Below are 14,266 nucleotides of genomic sequence, written 5' to 3'. Positions count from 1 at the left end.
ATTGACAGTCGGGGTTATCCATCGCGTATATTCAGAGGTTCCGTGTGTACGCACGACAAAGACACGGAGAAGTTCACTAAAGGCACTGTATCGCGTCGGGAGTCGAATTGTCAACCGAGGAATTTCGGAAAGAGCAGCAATTCATCACACAGCTCTACGCACGACTCGACGACCTGAGGGACCGGGCCGAGGCCGCCGTCGGCCGGGCGCTCAAGGCGCCCTGGGTCGGCAACCAGGGGCGCCTCGAACGGGACGTCCTGGTGGCCGAGCAGAGCGGGGTGCTCGCCGCGCTCGACGCGGGGGAGACCGGGCTCTGCTTCGGGCGGCTCGTCTTCCGGGACGGGCGCGACCACCACATCGGGCGGATCGGCATCCGCGAGGACGACCCGAACCGCGCGCCGCTCGTCGTCGACTGGCGCGCCGAGGTCGCGCGGCCCTTCTACCTCGCCACCGGCTACGAGCCGATGGGCCTCAGCCGCCGCCGGCACATCACCACCCAGGGCCGGACGGTCACCGCCCTGCACGACGAGGTGCTCGACCTCGGCGACCGGACCCGCACCGGGCACGAGAACCGGGACGCCGACGAGGTCCTCCTCGCCGCGCTCGACGCCGCCCGCACCGGCCGCATGCACGACATCGTGCAGACCATCCAGGCCGAGCAGGACCGCATCATCCGCTCCCCGCACCGCGGCGTCCTCGTCGTCGAGGGCGGCCCCGGCACCGGCAAGACCGCGGTGGCCCTGCACCGCGCCGCGTACCTCCTCTACGCCCACCGCGAGCAGCTCGCCAAGCGCGCCGTCCTGATCGTCGGCCCCAACCCCGCCTTCCTCGGCTACATCGGCAACGTCCTGCCCTCGCTGGGCGAGACCGGCGTGCTGCTCGCGACCCCCGCCGAACTCTTCCCCGGCGTCCGAGCCACCGGTACGGACACCCCGCGCGCCGCCGCCGTCAAGGGCGCCGCCGCCATGGCCGAGGCGCTCGCGCACGCGGTACGCGACCGGCAGCAGGTCCCCGAGCGCGGCGAGCCGCTGGTCGTCCCGCACGACGACGGCGACCTCGTCATCGACTGGGACATGGCCCTGGAGGCCCGCCACAGGGCCCGCGAGACGGCCCTGCCGCACAATCTCGCCCGCCCCTACTTCGTCTTCCACATCCTCGACGCGCTGGCCGCGCAGCTCGCCGACCGGATCGGCGCCGACCCCTACGGCGGCCCCAACTTCCTCGGCCCCGACGACATCGCCCTGCTCGCCAAGGGCATCGCCGCCAACGCCGACGTCCACGCCGCCGTCGACACCCTCTGGCCGGCCCTCACACCCGAGACCTTCCTCGCCGACTACCTCGCCGGGCCGACCCACCTCGCCGACGAGGCGGACGCCACCGCGATCCGGCGCGAGCACGGCCCCTGGACCCCCGCCGACGTCCCGCTGCTCGACGAGGCCGCCGAACTCCTCGGCGTCGACGACTCGGCGGCCCGCGCCGCCGAGGAGGCCGAGCGGGAGAAGCGGATCCAGTACGCCCAGGGCGTCCTCGACGTCTCGTACGCCTCACGGACCTACGAGTTCGAGGACAAGGAGGAGCAGGACAAGGACGCCGCGGAGGTCCTCGCCGCGCACGACATCATCGACGCCGAGCGGTTCGCCGAGCGGCACGAGGAGACCGACCACCGCAGCGCCGCCGAACGCGCCGCCGCCGACCGCACCTGGGCCTTCGGCCACATCATCGTCGACGAGGCGCAGGAGCTGTCGGCGATGGCCTGGCGGCTGCTGATGCGGCGCAGTCCGACCCGCTCGATGACCCTGGTCGGCGACCCGGCGCAGACCGGCGACGCGGCGGGCGTCGGCGCGTGGCAGGAGATCCTCACGCCGTACGTGCAGGACCGCTGGGAGCTCGTACGGCTCGGTGTCAACTACCGCACCCCCGCCGAGATCATGGCGGTCGCCGCGGACGTCCGGCGCGAGGCCGACCCGGGCTTCGAGCCGCCCCGCTCGGTCCGCTCCACGGGCGTCGAGCCCTGGCGGCGGACGGTCGACGACCCGGTGAAGGAGGCCGCCGACGCGGTCGCCGCCGAGACCCGCGAGGAGGGCCGCCTCGCCGTGATCGCCCCGCCGGAGCTGCACGGTGCGCTCACCGCCGCGCTCCCGGAGGCCTCCTGGGGAGACGCCCCCGACCTGACCCGGCCGGTGGTCCTGCTCGACCCCCGGCAGGCCAAGGGGCTGGAGTTCGACACGGTCCTGGTCGTCGACCCGGACGGCATCCGGGCCGGCGCCACGCACGGGATCAACGACCTGTACGTGGCACTGACCCGGGCCACTCAGCGACTGGGCATCATCAGCCAGGCCTGAGCCGGACGGCCCCGAGCCCAGGCCCCGGTGGAGCGGGCCCGAGCCCAGGCCTGAGGCGGACGGCCCCGAGCCCAGGCCCCGGTGGAGCGGGCCCGAGCCCAGGCCTGAGCCCGGACCGCCCCGAGTCCACGCCTGAGCCGGCCAGGCCTGGACTCAGCCCCGCGTCACGCCGGCCTGAGCCAGACCGTCGCCAGGGGCGGCAGCGTCAGCCGTACGCTCGCGCAGCGGCCGTGGGACGGCACCGACTCGGTCTTCACCGGGTCGGTGTTCACCACGTCCCCGCCGCCGTACCGCGCCGCGTCCGTGTTCAGGACCTCCGCCCAGGCCGCGCACGTGTCCGGGACGCCGAGGCGGAAGTCGTGCCGGACGACGGGCGAGAAGTTGCAGACCGCGAGCAGCGGCGCGCCCTCGGCGTCGTAGCGGAGGAAGGCGAAGACGTTGTCCTCGGCGGCGTCGCCGACCACCCACTGGAAACCCTCGGGGGAGGTGTCGCGCTCCCAGAGCGCCGGGGTCGCGCCGTACACGGTGTTCAGGTCGCGCACCAGGTCCCGTACGCCCCGGTGGTCGGCCGCCGCGCCGTAGGCCGGGTCGAGCAGCCACCAGTCCGGGCCGTGCTCGGCGGACCACTCGGCGCCCTGGGCGAACTCCTGCCCCATGAAGAGGAGTTGCTTGCCGGGGTGGGCCCACATGAAGCCGAGGTAGGCGCGGTGGTTGGCGCGCTGCTGCCACCAGTCGCCGGGCATCTTGGACACCAGCGCCTGCTTGCCGTGTACGACCTCGTCGTGGGAGATCGGCAGGATGTAGTTCTCGCTGTACGCGTACACCATCGAGAACGTCATCTCGTTGTGGTGGTACTTGCGGTGCACCGGCTCCTTCGCCACATAGCCGAGGGAGTCGTGCATCCAGCCCATGTTCCACTTCATGCCGAAGCCGAGCCCGCCGAAGCCGCCGGGCCCGACCTGGTCGGTCGCCCGGGTCACGCCGTCCCAGGCCGTCGACTCCTCGGCGAAGGTGATGACGCCGGGGCAGCGCCGGTAGACCGTCGCGTTCATCTCCTGGAGGAAGGCGACCGCGTCCAGGTTCTCCCGGCCGCCGAACTCGTTCGGCAGCCACTCGCCGTTCTCGCGGGAGTAGTCGAGGTAGAGCATCGAGGCGACCGCGTCCACGCGCAGGCCGTCGATGTGGAACTCCTCGCACCAGTACACCGCGTTGGCGACCAGGAAGTTCCGCACCTCCTTGCGGCCGTAGTCGAACTCCAGCGTGCCCCAGTCCGGGTGGGCGGAGCGGCGCGGGTCCTCGTGCTCGTACAGCGGCCGGCCGTCGAACTCGGCGAGCGCCCAGTCGTCGCGCGGGAAGTGCGCCGGCACCCAGTCCATCAGGACGCCGATCCCGGCCCGGTGCAGGGCGTCGACGAGGTACTTGAAGTCGTCGGGGGTGCCGAGGCGGGAGGTCGGGGCGAAGTAGCCGGTGACCTGGTAGCCCCAGGAGCCGCTGAAGGGGTGCTCGGCGACGGCCATGAACTCCACGTGCGTGAAGCCGAGATCGCGGACGTACGCCGGAAGCTGCTCGGCGAGCTGGCGGTACGTCAGCCCGGGGCGCCAGGAGGGGAGATGGAGCTCGTAGACGGAGAGCGGGGCCTCGTGGTGCGGGCGGTCCCCGCGGCTCGCCATCCACCGGGCGTCGTCCCACTCGTGGTACGAGTCGGTGACCACGGAGGCGGTGTTCGGCGGGCACTCGGCGCGGCGGGCCATCGGGTCGGCGCGCAGGGTGTGGGAGCCGTCGGGGCGGGTGATGTCGAACTTGTAGACCGCGCCCTCGCCGATCCCGGGCACGAAGAGCTCCCAGACGCCGGTCGCGCCGAGCGAGCGCATCGGCAGGGCCGTGCCGTCCCAGTGGGTGAAGTCACCGGTGACGCGTACGCCCCGGGCGTTGGGGGCCCAGACCGTGAACCGGGTGCCGGCGACGCCCTGGTGGACCATCGGCCGGGCGCCCAGCGCCTTCCACAGCTCCTCGTGCCGGCCCTCGCCGATGAGATGCAGGTCCAGGTCGCCGAGGGCGGGCAGGAAGCGGTACGGGTCCTCCACGGGCAGCTCGTCGCCGTCGTAGCGGACCCGGAGCTCGTACGGCGGGATCTTGCGCAGCAGGGGCAGCAGTCCGGAGAAGAAGCCGTCGCCGTCGTCGTGCAGGGCGACGCGCCTGCCCTTGGCGAGCACGGCGACCTCGCGGGCGTACGGGCGCAGGACCCGGATCGCGACGCCGCCGCGGACGGGGTGCGCGCCGAGGTGGGCGTGCGGGTCGTGGTGCTCGCCGGCGAGCAGCCGCGCGCGGTCCCCGGGGTCCAGCGCCGGCGCCTTGCGTACGGCCTCCTGGGCGGCCCGGGGGGCGGGCGTCTTGGCCGGGGGCGCTGCCGTCTTGCGAGCGGATCGGGCGGTCACGGGGATGCCTCCTGCAAGGGTGTCGGAAGGTGAGGGGCGGAGGAAAATGCGCCGGTTCCCACGCAACCGCAACGCGGCTGCCCCCGCACAGGAAACTCGGCCGAACGGGCCTCGCGCCCCGGGGGGCGCCTCGTCGAGCGTGCCGGGCACCCGGCGGCCCGGGGCGCCGCTCTCCGGTCCGGGCGGATCGGCGGGACGCCCCCCAGCGGGGCGCGGGCCGGAGTCACTCCTTGCCCGCCAGGCGTTCGATCGCCGACATCGGGACCGGGAGCCAGTCCGGGCGGTGGCGGGCCTCGTAGAGGACCTCGTAGACCGCCTTGTCCGTCTCGTAGGCGCGCAGCAGCGCCGGGTCCGACCGGGGGTCCGTGCCCGACGCCGAGGCGTAGCCCTCGCAGTACGCCGCCCTGCACCGCGTCGCCCACTCCGCGTTCCACGGGCGGTGGGTGCGTGCCGCGTAGTCGAAGGAGCGGAGCATGCCCGCCACGTCGCGGACCGCCGGCTGGGGCCGGCAGCGCTCGGCGAGCGGCTTCGCGGGCTCGCCCTCGAAGTCGATCACCGCCCAGCCGCCGTCCGCGGCCCGGAGCGTCTGCCCCAGGTGGAGGTCGCCGTGGATGCGCTGGAGGTGCCCGGAGCCCTCGCCGGCCGCCGCGAAGACCGACCGCAGCCCCGGCACGTACGGCAGCAGCGCCGGCACCGCCTGGGCGGCCGCGTGCAGCCGCTGGTCCATCTCGGCGGCCAGGTGCTCGCTCTCCGTCCGGCGCAGCCGCTCCGTCGGCAGCGCCGTCGCGAGCGCGAGGTGCACCTCCGCGGTCGCCCGGCCCAGCGCGTGGGCCTCGTCCGTGAACTCCCGGCCCGCCGCCAGCGCGTCCAGGGCGAGCCGCCAGCCGTCGCGCGAGTCGGCCAGATACGGCTGGAGGACGCCGAGGGTGCTGGCGCCGGACTCGAACCAGGCCACCGGTGCCGGTACCCGGGCGCACCCCGCGCGGGAGAGCGCGAGCGGCAGCTCCAGGTCCGGGTTCACCCCGGGGCTGACCCGTCGGAAGATCTTCAGGATGTACGTATCGCCGTACACGAGCGAGGAGTTGGACTGCTCGGCGTCCAGGACCCGGGGGGCCAGGGACGCGGGCAGCTCGGACGTGCCCTGGAAGGTGAGCGGGCCGATCCGGCCCGGGGTGCGCAGCCGCTCGTAGAGCAGCCCGGCGAGCCGCGGGTCGCGCAGCCCTTCGTAGAGCGCCCGGCCGGCCAGTGGCCCCTGCCGGATCCGTCCGATCAGGGCGGGGGCGAGGCGGGGCGGCAGTTGGGTGCGTACGCCGAGCAGGATCTGATAGCAATCCGCGGGCGCGCCCGTCGGGCGGCCCGGTTGCTCGACCCGGACCAACAGGTGCAGCAGCCCGGGGCCCGTGCCGTCCAGCGGCAGCAGCTCGGTGGCCGCCTCCAGTGTGAATCCGGTGACCCGGCGGCCCTTGCCCGCGAACCAGCGCTGCCGAGGCAGCCATTCATGGAGCAGGGGAGCGAGAGACGGGAGGAGGGCGGCCGGGGCCCGGGTGGTGGATGCGGTCTCCGGCATGGCAACGCGTCCTTTCCCCGGGGGGCGCACATTCGAGTTCGCAGAAATCGAGTTCAAATGCGCAGAGTGTCCCGGATGGCGGCTTCGGCTGTCCGGATGTGCGGGACGTGTCGGATGGGGAAGATCCGTATGGGCCCGACAAGAAGGCCCGTATGGACCTGAATCGACTGTGTGTGGGTCACAGTGCCCAGGGTGGCGCGGGGGAAACCCGCTCCACCCCGGGCAGTTGGCTGACGCGGTGTCAGGAACCCGTCGATCGGCTCTTCTTCAGGCGGAACCAGTAGAAGCCGTGACCGGCCAGCGTCAGCAGGTACGGCCACTGCCCGATCGCCGGGAACCGCACCTGCCCGATCAGCTCCACCGGGCTCATCCCGGCGAACTGCCGCAGGTCCAGCTCGGTCGGCTGCGCGAACCGCGAGAAGTTGTTCACGCAGAGCACCAGGTCGTCGTCGGACTCCCGGAGGAAGGCCAGCACCGCCGGGTTGGACGAGGGCAGTTCCGTGTACGAGCCGAGCCCGAAGGCCCGGTTCTGCTTACGGATCTCGATCATCCGCTTCGTCCAGTGGAGCAGCGAGGACGGCGAGGCCATCCCCGACTCCACGTTCGTCACCTGGTAGCCGTGGACCGGGTCCATGATGGCCGGCAGCGTGAGCCGACCGGGATCGCAGGACGAGAAGCCCGCGTTACGGTCCGGCGTCCACTGCATCGGGGTCCGTACGCCGTCCCGGTCGCCGAGCCAGATGTTGTCGCCCATCCCGATCTCGTCGCCGTAGTACAGCACCGGCGAACCGGGCAGCGAGAAGAGCAGCGCGGTGAACAGCTCCATCTGGTTGCGGTCGTTGTCGAGGAGCGGGGCGAGCCGCCGTCGGATGCCGATGTTCGCGCGCATCCGGGGATCCTTGGCATATTCCGCGTACATGTAGTCGCGCTCTTCGTCCGTGACCATCTCGAGGGTCAGCTCGTCGTGGTTGCGCAGGAAGATGCCCCACTGGCAGCCGTCCGGGATCGCCGGGGTCTTGGCCAGGATCTCGGAGACCGGGGTGCGCGACTCCCGCCGTACCGCCATGAAGATCCGCGGCATCACCGGGAAGTGGAACGCCATGTGGCATTCGTCGCCGCCCGAGGTGAAGTCCCCGAAGTAGTCGACCACGTCCTCCGGCCACTGGTTCGCCTCGGCGAGGAGCACCGTGTCCGGGTAGTGGTCGTCGATCTCCTTGCGGACCCGCTTGAGGAAGGAGTGGGTGGCCGGGAGGTTCTCGCAGTTGGTCCCCTCCTGCTGGTACAGGTAGGGCACCGCGTCGAGCCGGAAGCCGTCGATGCCGAGGTCCAGCCAGAACTTCAGCGCCGAGAGGATCTCCTCCTGCACCGCCGGGTTCTCGTAGTTGAGATCCGGCTGGTGGGAGAAGAACCGGTGCCAGTAGTACTGCTTGCGCACCGGGTCGAAGGTCCAGTTCGAGGTCTCCGTGTCGACGAAGATGATCCGGGCGTCCTGGAACTGCTTGTCGTCGTCGGCCCAGACGTAGTAGTCGCCGTACGGCCCGTCGGGGTTGGTCCGTGACTCCTGGAACCACGGGTGCGCGTCGCTCGTGTGGTTCATGACGAAGTCGATGATCACGCGCATGCCGCGCTGGTGCGCCGCGTCGACGAACTCCACGAAGTCGGCGAGGTCGCCGAACTCCGGCAGCACGGAGGTGTAGTCGGCGACGTCGTAGCCGCCGTCCCGCAGGGGGGACTTGAAGAACGGCGGCAGCCAGAGGCAGTCGACGCCCAGCCACTGCAGGTAGTCGAGGCGGGACGTGATGCCCTTGAGGTCGCCTACGCCGTCCCCGTTGCTGTCCTGGAAGGAGCGCACGAGCACTTCGTAGAAGACGGCCCTCTTGAACCAGTCCGGGTCACGGTCCTTGGCGGGCGTGTCCTCGAAGGTGTCGGGGACAGGTTCGTTGACGGTCATGATGTGGGTGACCCTCCGGTCGGCGGGGACGGTCGCAGGGCGAAGACGTGCGCGGGCGTGACGCCCGGCTCGAGGCGCACGTAGTTGGCCCTGCCCCAGTGATAGGTCTCGCCGGTGAGCTCGTCGCGCACCGGCACGGTCTCGTGCCAGTGGAGGCCGAGTTCCGGCATGTCCAACGAGACCGTGGCCTCCTGGGTGTGGTGCGGATCGAGGTTGGCGACCACCAGAACGGTGTTCGAACCCGAGCGCTTGCTGTACGCGATCACCGCGTCGTTGTCGGTCGCGTGGAAGTGGACGTTCCGCAGCCGCCGCAGCGCCGGGTGGCGGCGCCTGAGCCGGTTGAGCGTGGTGATCAGGGGCGCGATCGTGGCGCCGGAACGCTCCGCCGACTCCCAGTCGCGCGGCCGGAGTTGGTACTTCTCCGAGTCGAGGTACTCCTCGCTGCCGTCGCGCAGCGCGGTGGCCTCGCACAGCTCGTAGCCGGCGTAGACGCCCCAGGTCGGCGAGAGCGTGGCGGCGAGCACCGCCCGCACCTCGAAGGCCGGCCTGCCGCCCCGCTGGAGGTAGGCGTGCAGGATGTCCGGGGTGTTCACGAAGAAGTTCGGCCGCATGGCGGCCGCCGCGTCACCGGACAGCTCGGTCACGTAGTCGGTGAGCTCCGCCTTGGTGGTGCGCCAGGTGAAGTACGTGTACGACTGCTGGAAGCCGATCGTGCCGAGGGTGCGCATCATCGCGGGCCGGGTGAACGCCTCCGCCAGGAAGATCACGTCCGGGTCGGTGCCGTTGATCTCGCCGATCACCCGCTCCCAGAACACCACCGGCTTGGTGTGCGGGTTGTCGACGCGGAAGATCCGTACGCCGTGGTCCATCCAGTGCCGCAGCACCCGGACGGTCTCGGCGACGATGCCCTTCATGTCCTGGTCGAAGGCGATCGGATAGATGTCCTGGTACTTCTTCGGCGGGTTCTCCGCGTAGGCGATCGAGCCGTCCGGGCGGTGGTGGAACCACTCCGGGTGCTTCTCCACCCACGGGTGGTCGGGCGAGCACTGGAGCGCGAAGTCGAGCGCGATCTCCAGGCGCAGCTCCCGGGCGCGCGCCACGAAGGCGTCGAAGTCCTCGATGGTGCCCAGGTCCGGGTGGACCGCGTCGTGGCCCCCCTCCGGGGAGCCGATCGCCCACGGCACACCGACGTCGTTCGGACCGGCCACCAGCGCATTGTTGGGGCCCTTGCGGTGCGTGGTGCCGATGGGGTGGATCGGCGGGAGGTAGACGACGTCGAAGCCCATCGCGGCGATCGCCGGCAGCCGCTCGGCGGCGGTGCGGAACGTCCCCGGGACGGTCTTCCCCCGGACCTTCTTCACGCCCTCCGAGCGCGGGAAGAACTCGTACCAGGAGCCGAACAGCGCCCGCTCGCGCTCCACCCGGAGCGGCAACTTCGGCGAGGCGCTCACCAGTTCGCGCAGCGGGTACCGGTCGAGGGGCTCGGTCACCTGCGGGGCGAGAGCCGCCGCGAGCCGGGCCGCGGCGCCGCGGGACTCGTCCCGGAGCGCGTCGGCCGCCGCCAGCACGGCCTCCCGGCCGCCGCCCTTCTTCGGGACGCCCTTCGCGGCACGCTCGTGCAGCTCCGCGCCCTCGGCGAGGACGAGCTCGGAGTCGATCCCCGCCGGGATCTTGATCTTCGCGGTGTGGCGCCAGGTCGCGAGCGGATCGCTCCACGCCTCGACCGAGTACGTCCAGAGCCCCTCGGCGTCCGGCGTGACCTCGGCGCCCCACCGGTCGGTACCGGGGGCCAGTTCACGCATCGGGATCCAGGGGCCTGGACGGCCGGACGGGCCGCGCAGCACCACATTGGCGGCGACGGCGTCGTGGCCTTCGCGGAAGACGGTGGCGGTGACCTCGAAGGTCTCGCCTGCCACCGCCTTCGCGGGGCGGCGGCCGCAGTCGACCAGCGGTTGGACGTCCAGTACGGGAATGCGTCCCATGAGCGGTTTCACAGCATCACCTGAGGGGGTACGGGGGTGCGGGTGGTGGTGCGCTCTTTGTAGCTCCGTCGACGGCTGGCGGGTTGCGGGCATGGCCGCTCCTGTCCGCGTTCACTCGGATGGCGGGTCTACGGGTGTACGTACGGGGGTCGTACGGGATGTACGTACGGGGTGTCTCGGGGTGTACCGGGGGAGCCTTCCACCTGTTTCGGGTGGGCAATCCGGCGCTTTGTTACCTACTCGTGCGTAGTACGGACATGTGCCCGGAGACAGCAAACCGGCCCCGTCCCTGTCGGGTCGAGACCGGTTCTCGTCTTCTGGCGGAAAGTCAGCCCTGGGGCGACGGCGACTGTTCCTCCGTGTCGCCGGACCACATCTGCCACGGCTGACGGGTCACCCACTCCTCCACCGGCGCCGCCCGCGCCCCGAGCACGTCCGCCGACACCCCGTCGTCCGCCGCGAGCAGCAGCGGGTCGGCGCCGGTCGCCATGTAGTGGTAGATCCCCGCGACGCCCGCCGCGGTCTCCGGACCCAGCAGCTGGGCGAGCCCCCGCTCGAACACCTCCGGCGGCAGCTGGAGATACCGCACCGCCCGGCCGAGGCCGCGGCTGAAAGCCGCCGCCAGCTCCTCACCCGTCAGCGAGCGCGCCCCGCCGATGTCGAAGGTGCGGCCCTCCAGGCCCTCGACGGTCAGCGCCGCGTGCACCGCCTCCGCGAGGTCCCGGTGGGACAGCCAGGCCGTCGGCGTGGACGCCGGCAGCGGATAGGCCAGGACGCCCTCGTTCACCAGCGCCGGGCCGTTCCACGGCGAGAACAGGTTGTCCAGATAGACCGGGGGGCGTACGACGACCAGCGGGACGCCGCTGTTCCGCAGCTCCTCCTCGGCGATCCGCCGGGTCTCGAACGCGGCCACCGAGGTCGGACCGTGCGGGACCCGGGTGTTGGTGTTGAGGACCAGGCGCACGGTTCCGGCCGCGAGGGCCGCGAACGCCACGTTCCGCGCGTAGGCGCGGATCCGCTCCGGCTCGTAGACCAGCGGCATCGTCACCACTCCGTGCGTCGTCCCCTCGAAGAGCCGCCGCACGTCCGCGGGTCTGGCCAGGTCGCCCGCCACGAACAGGGCACCGGGCAGCGGCGGCCGGTCGCCCGCGGGGCGCCGGGTGAGCGTGCGCACCCGGTGGTGCCGCTCGACGAGCAGACGCGCGATCGCGCCCCCCTGGAAACCGGTCGCTCCCACGACCGCGACCCTCATAGGAATCTGACTGGACATGTGTCGTAGAGGCCCTTCGGTAGGGTGTGGTGGCTGCCGTGACGTCTCTCTCAGGCTGGCGGCGGCGGCTCACACCGTTCAATTAACAAACCGGGGCGGAAGTTGAAGGATCGTCCATGGACACCGTGGCAACCGACCGTGACGACCGGCGTGAGGAAGACGAGGCCGAGGACCTCCTCAGCGAACTGCTCAAACCCCTTCGCCTCACCGGCGTCTTCGACAGCCGGTGGCACGTCCGCGCGCCCTGGGCGATCGAGGGCGACGCCGAGCAGAGCTGCGCCGTGCTGCACTACATCGTCGAGGGGGGCTGCTGGATCACCGGCGACGGCCGCACCCCGCTGGAGCTGAACGCGGGCGACCTGATCGTCTTCCCGACCGGCAGCGCCCACCGGCTCTCCGACCGGCCGGAGCGCCAGGGCGTACCGCTGCGCGCCGTGCTGCCCGAGCGCAGGCCCGGCACCTCCGGGGAGATCCGTATCGACGGCTCCGGCGCCGTGAGCCGGCTGCTGTGCGCCGGACTCCACTACGACGCCAGCGCCGCCAGCGGGCTCTACACCTCCCTGCCCTGGGCGCTCGTCCTCGACGGCGCCCAGGTCGACCGCGAACCGCTGCTCCGCGACACCCTGCGACTGCTCGCCTCGCCCGACCGGCCCGTCGGACCCGGCGACCGGCTCATCACGCTGCGTGCCTTCGAGATGGCTCTCGTCCTCGCGCTGAGGCCGCTGCTGCGCGACCTCGCCGACAACCCGACGTCGCTTCCGCTGCTGCGCCACCCCGGCATCAGCCAGGCCGTCGTCATGATCGCCACCCGTTTCGCCCAGCCCTGGACCATCGACTCGCTCGCCCGTGAGGTCGGCATGTCCCGCTCGGCTTTCACCGCCGCGTTCCGCGAGCTCGTCGGCGAGTCCCCGGCCCGCCACCTCACCTCGCGGCGGATGCAGGAGGCCGCCCGGCTGCTCTCCGAGACCTCCCTGCCGCAGTCCGCCGTCCCCTCCCGGGTCGGCTACCAGAGCGCCGTCGGATTCCACCTCGCGTTCCGCAAATGGTTCGGGATGACACCGGGGGAGTACCGCGCCGGAATGTGCCACGCCGCCTGATCCGTACAAAAGCCGCGTCGGCGGCAGATGTCTGGCCGGTTCTTAAGGACCGCTGGACGGTCGTTCATTGCCTCGTGCGTCCCTGGCCGTGAAGGCTCAGGACCGGCAAACCAGCCATGACGTACGAGGAGAGGCGATATCACCGTGACGAGGTCCGGGCAGGAGTATCTGGAGGCGCTGCGCGACGGGCGCGAGATCTGGCTCGACGGGGAGCGGATCAAGGACGTCACCGCGCACCCCGCCTTCCGGGCCACCGCGGTCTCCTTCGCCGGACTCTTCGACCTCGCCCACGACTCCGCGCACACGCCGGTGCTCGTGTCGGGCGGAGTGCACCGCGCGTACGCCGTGCCCCGCTCCTACGAGGACCTGGTCGCCCGCCGCCGGGCGTACAAGGTCTGGGCGGAGGCGAGTTACGGCTTCCTGGGCCGTACCCCCGACTACATGGCGTCAGGGGCGGCCGGCTTCGCCGCCGCTCCCGAGGTCTTCACCACCGACGGCTTCGACGGCGCCGAGAACGCCCTCGCCTACCACCGCAGGCTCGCGGAGGGCGGCCTCTACGGCGCGTTCACCATCACCGACCCGGCCTGCGAGGGCGTACGGGTGGTGGCCGAGCGCGACGGCGGGATCGTCGTGCGGGGCGCCAAGACCATCGGCACCGGGGCGGTCTTCGCCGACGAGATCCTGGTCGGCACGATCGAGCCGCTCGCGCCGGAGGACACCGAGCGGGCCGTCTCCTTCTCCGTACGGGTGGACACCCCCGGCGTCAAGCTGATCTCCCGTACCTCCTACGAGGAACGCGCCCGGTCCGTCTTCGACCACCCGCTCTCCTCCCGGTACGACGAGAACGACGCGCTGCTCGTCTGCGAGGACGTCTTCGTGCCGTGGGATCGGGTGCTGACCTACCGGGACGTGACCGCGACGGCCGCGATGTGGTGGGAGACCCCGGCCTATCTGCACTTCACCCACCAGTCGTCGACGCGCTTCTGGACCAAGCTGGAGTTCCTCACCGGCCTCGCGATCCTCCTCACCCGCTCCCAGGGCACGGACCGGATCCCGCAGGTCACGCAGGCGATCGGACGGCTGCTCGGGACGGTCGCCCAGGCCAAGGCGTTCGTCCTCGGCGCGGAGGCGTCCTGGGAGCCGGTCGGCGGCGGTCGCGGCGGGGTGCGGCCCGGTCAGGAGATCTCCTTCGCGCAGCGCATCATGGCCGGTGAGCTGTACCCGCGCGCGGTCGCGGACATCAAGCTGCTGGCGGGCGGCGCGATCGTCCAGACCCCGGCGAGCGGCCGGGACCTGCTCCACCCCGAACTGGGCCCGCTGCTCCGCCGGTACGTCCGCACGCCCGGCGACCCGGCGGAGGACCGGCTCAAGCTCCTGAAGCTGGCCTGGGACGCCCTCGGCTCGGAGTTCGCGGGCCGGCACGAACAGTACGAACGCTTCTACCAGGGCGCCCCGCACGTCTACCTGACGATGCAGACCTGGGCGGGCGGCGCCGACGCCTGCGAGGACCTGGCGCGCACCTGCCTGGCCGGCTACGACCTGGGCACGACGAAGTGAGGCGGCGCGGGGCGGCGGGCGTGCCGGGGCGGGCCGCGGGGCCCGGCCGGGGCGAGGAGGAGCGG

8 protein-coding genes are annotated in these 14,266 nt (G+C 71.9%); 3 read left to right on the top strand and 5 right to left on the bottom strand.

Annotated features, from left to right (window positions below):
- The first annotated feature begins 107 nt into the window (after positions 1–107).
- Positions 108–2,342 (top strand): HelD family protein, encoded by a 2,235-nt coding sequence (locus ACIPPS_RS01365; protein ID WP_401425413.1) that lies wholly within the window; start codon positions 108–110, stop codon positions 2,340–2,342.
- A gap of 164 nt (positions 2,343–2,506) precedes the next feature.
- Here the strand turns inward: ACIPPS_RS01365 and glgB are convergent, their stop codons facing one another.
- The 5 genes from glgB to ACIPPS_RS01340 all read right to left on the bottom strand — a co-directional run bounded on the left by glgB (position 2,507) and on the right by ACIPPS_RS01340 (position 11,547).
- A complete protein-coding gene (gene glgB / locus ACIPPS_RS01360; RefSeq protein ID WP_401425411.1) occupies positions 2,507–4,777 on the bottom strand; it encodes a 1,4-alpha-glucan branching enzyme in 2,271 nt (756 codons plus the stop codon).
- 223 nt (positions 4,778–5,000) lie between these two features.
- Entirely contained in the window at positions 5,001–6,344 is a 1,344-nt protein-coding gene (locus tag ACIPPS_RS01355) for a maltokinase (protein WP_401425409.1), read from the bottom strand.
- A 241-nt stretch (positions 6,345–6,585) separates the two neighbouring features.
- Entirely contained in the window at positions 6,586–8,295 is a 1,710-nt protein-coding gene (treS, locus tag ACIPPS_RS01350; RefSeq protein WP_401425407.1) for a maltose alpha-D-glucosyltransferase, read from the bottom strand.
- Positions 8,292–10,277, bottom strand: a complete 1,986-nt coding sequence (locus ACIPPS_RS01345) for an alpha-1,4-glucan--maltose-1-phosphate maltosyltransferase (protein ID WP_401425405.1) — start codon at positions 10,275–10,277, stop codon at positions 8,292–8,294. The genes treS and ACIPPS_RS01345 overlap by 4 nt, the downstream gene beginning before the upstream one ends.
- Positions 10,278–10,605: 328 nt before the next feature.
- The gene (locus ACIPPS_RS01340; RefSeq protein ID WP_401425403.1) at positions 10,606–11,547 is read right to left on the bottom strand and encodes an SDR family oxidoreductase; all 942 of its coding nucleotides are present in this window, start codon (positions 11,545–11,547) and stop codon (positions 10,606–10,608) included.
- Between the two features lie 116 nt (positions 11,548–11,663).
- On the opposite strand from ACIPPS_RS01340, the gene ACIPPS_RS01335 reads away from it, so the two are divergent.
- Both ACIPPS_RS01335 and ACIPPS_RS01330 read left to right on the top strand, forming a co-directional pair.
- Complete coding sequence (locus ACIPPS_RS01335) at positions 11,664–12,644, top strand: AraC family transcriptional regulator (protein WP_401425401.1); 981 nt, start codon at positions 11,664–11,666, stop codon at positions 12,642–12,644.
- Between the two features lie 144 nt (positions 12,645–12,788).
- Positions 12,789–14,201, top strand: a complete 1,413-nt coding sequence (locus ACIPPS_RS01330; protein WP_401425399.1) for a 4-hydroxyphenylacetate 3-hydroxylase family protein — start codon at positions 12,789–12,791, stop codon at positions 14,199–14,201.
- Positions 14,202–14,266: the final 65 nt, after the last annotated feature.

Source organism: Streptomyces sp. NPDC090127 (assembly GCF_044746945.1).
GTDB lineage: Bacteria > Actinomycetota > Actinomycetes > Streptomycetales > Streptomycetaceae > Streptomyces.
Note: the sequence above shows the minus strand (reverse complement) of the source record. Positions and strands in the feature narration are given on the sequence as shown.

What these genes read in the sequence shown, in the direction of transcription:
- ACIPPS_RS01355 (WP_401425409.1), bottom strand. Translation starts at nt 6,344, where the DNA reads ATGCCGGAGACCGCATCCACCACCCGGGCCCCGGCCGCCCTCCTCCCG.
- treS (WP_401425407.1), bottom strand. Translation starts at nt 8,295, where the DNA reads ATGACCGTCAACGAACCTGTCCCCGACACCTTCGAGGACACGCCCGCC.
- ACIPPS_RS01345 (WP_401425405.1), bottom strand. Translation starts at nt 10,277, where the DNA reads ATGGGACGCATTCCCGTACTGGACGTCCAACCGCTGGTCGACTGCGGC.
- ACIPPS_RS01340 (WP_401425403.1), bottom strand. Translation starts at nt 11,547, where the DNA reads ATGTCCAGTCAGATTCCTATGAGGGTCGCGGTCGTGGGAGCGACCGGT.
- ACIPPS_RS01335 (WP_401425401.1), top strand. Translation starts at nt 11,664, where the DNA reads ATGGACACCGTGGCAACCGACCGTGACGACCGGCGTGAGGAAGACGAG.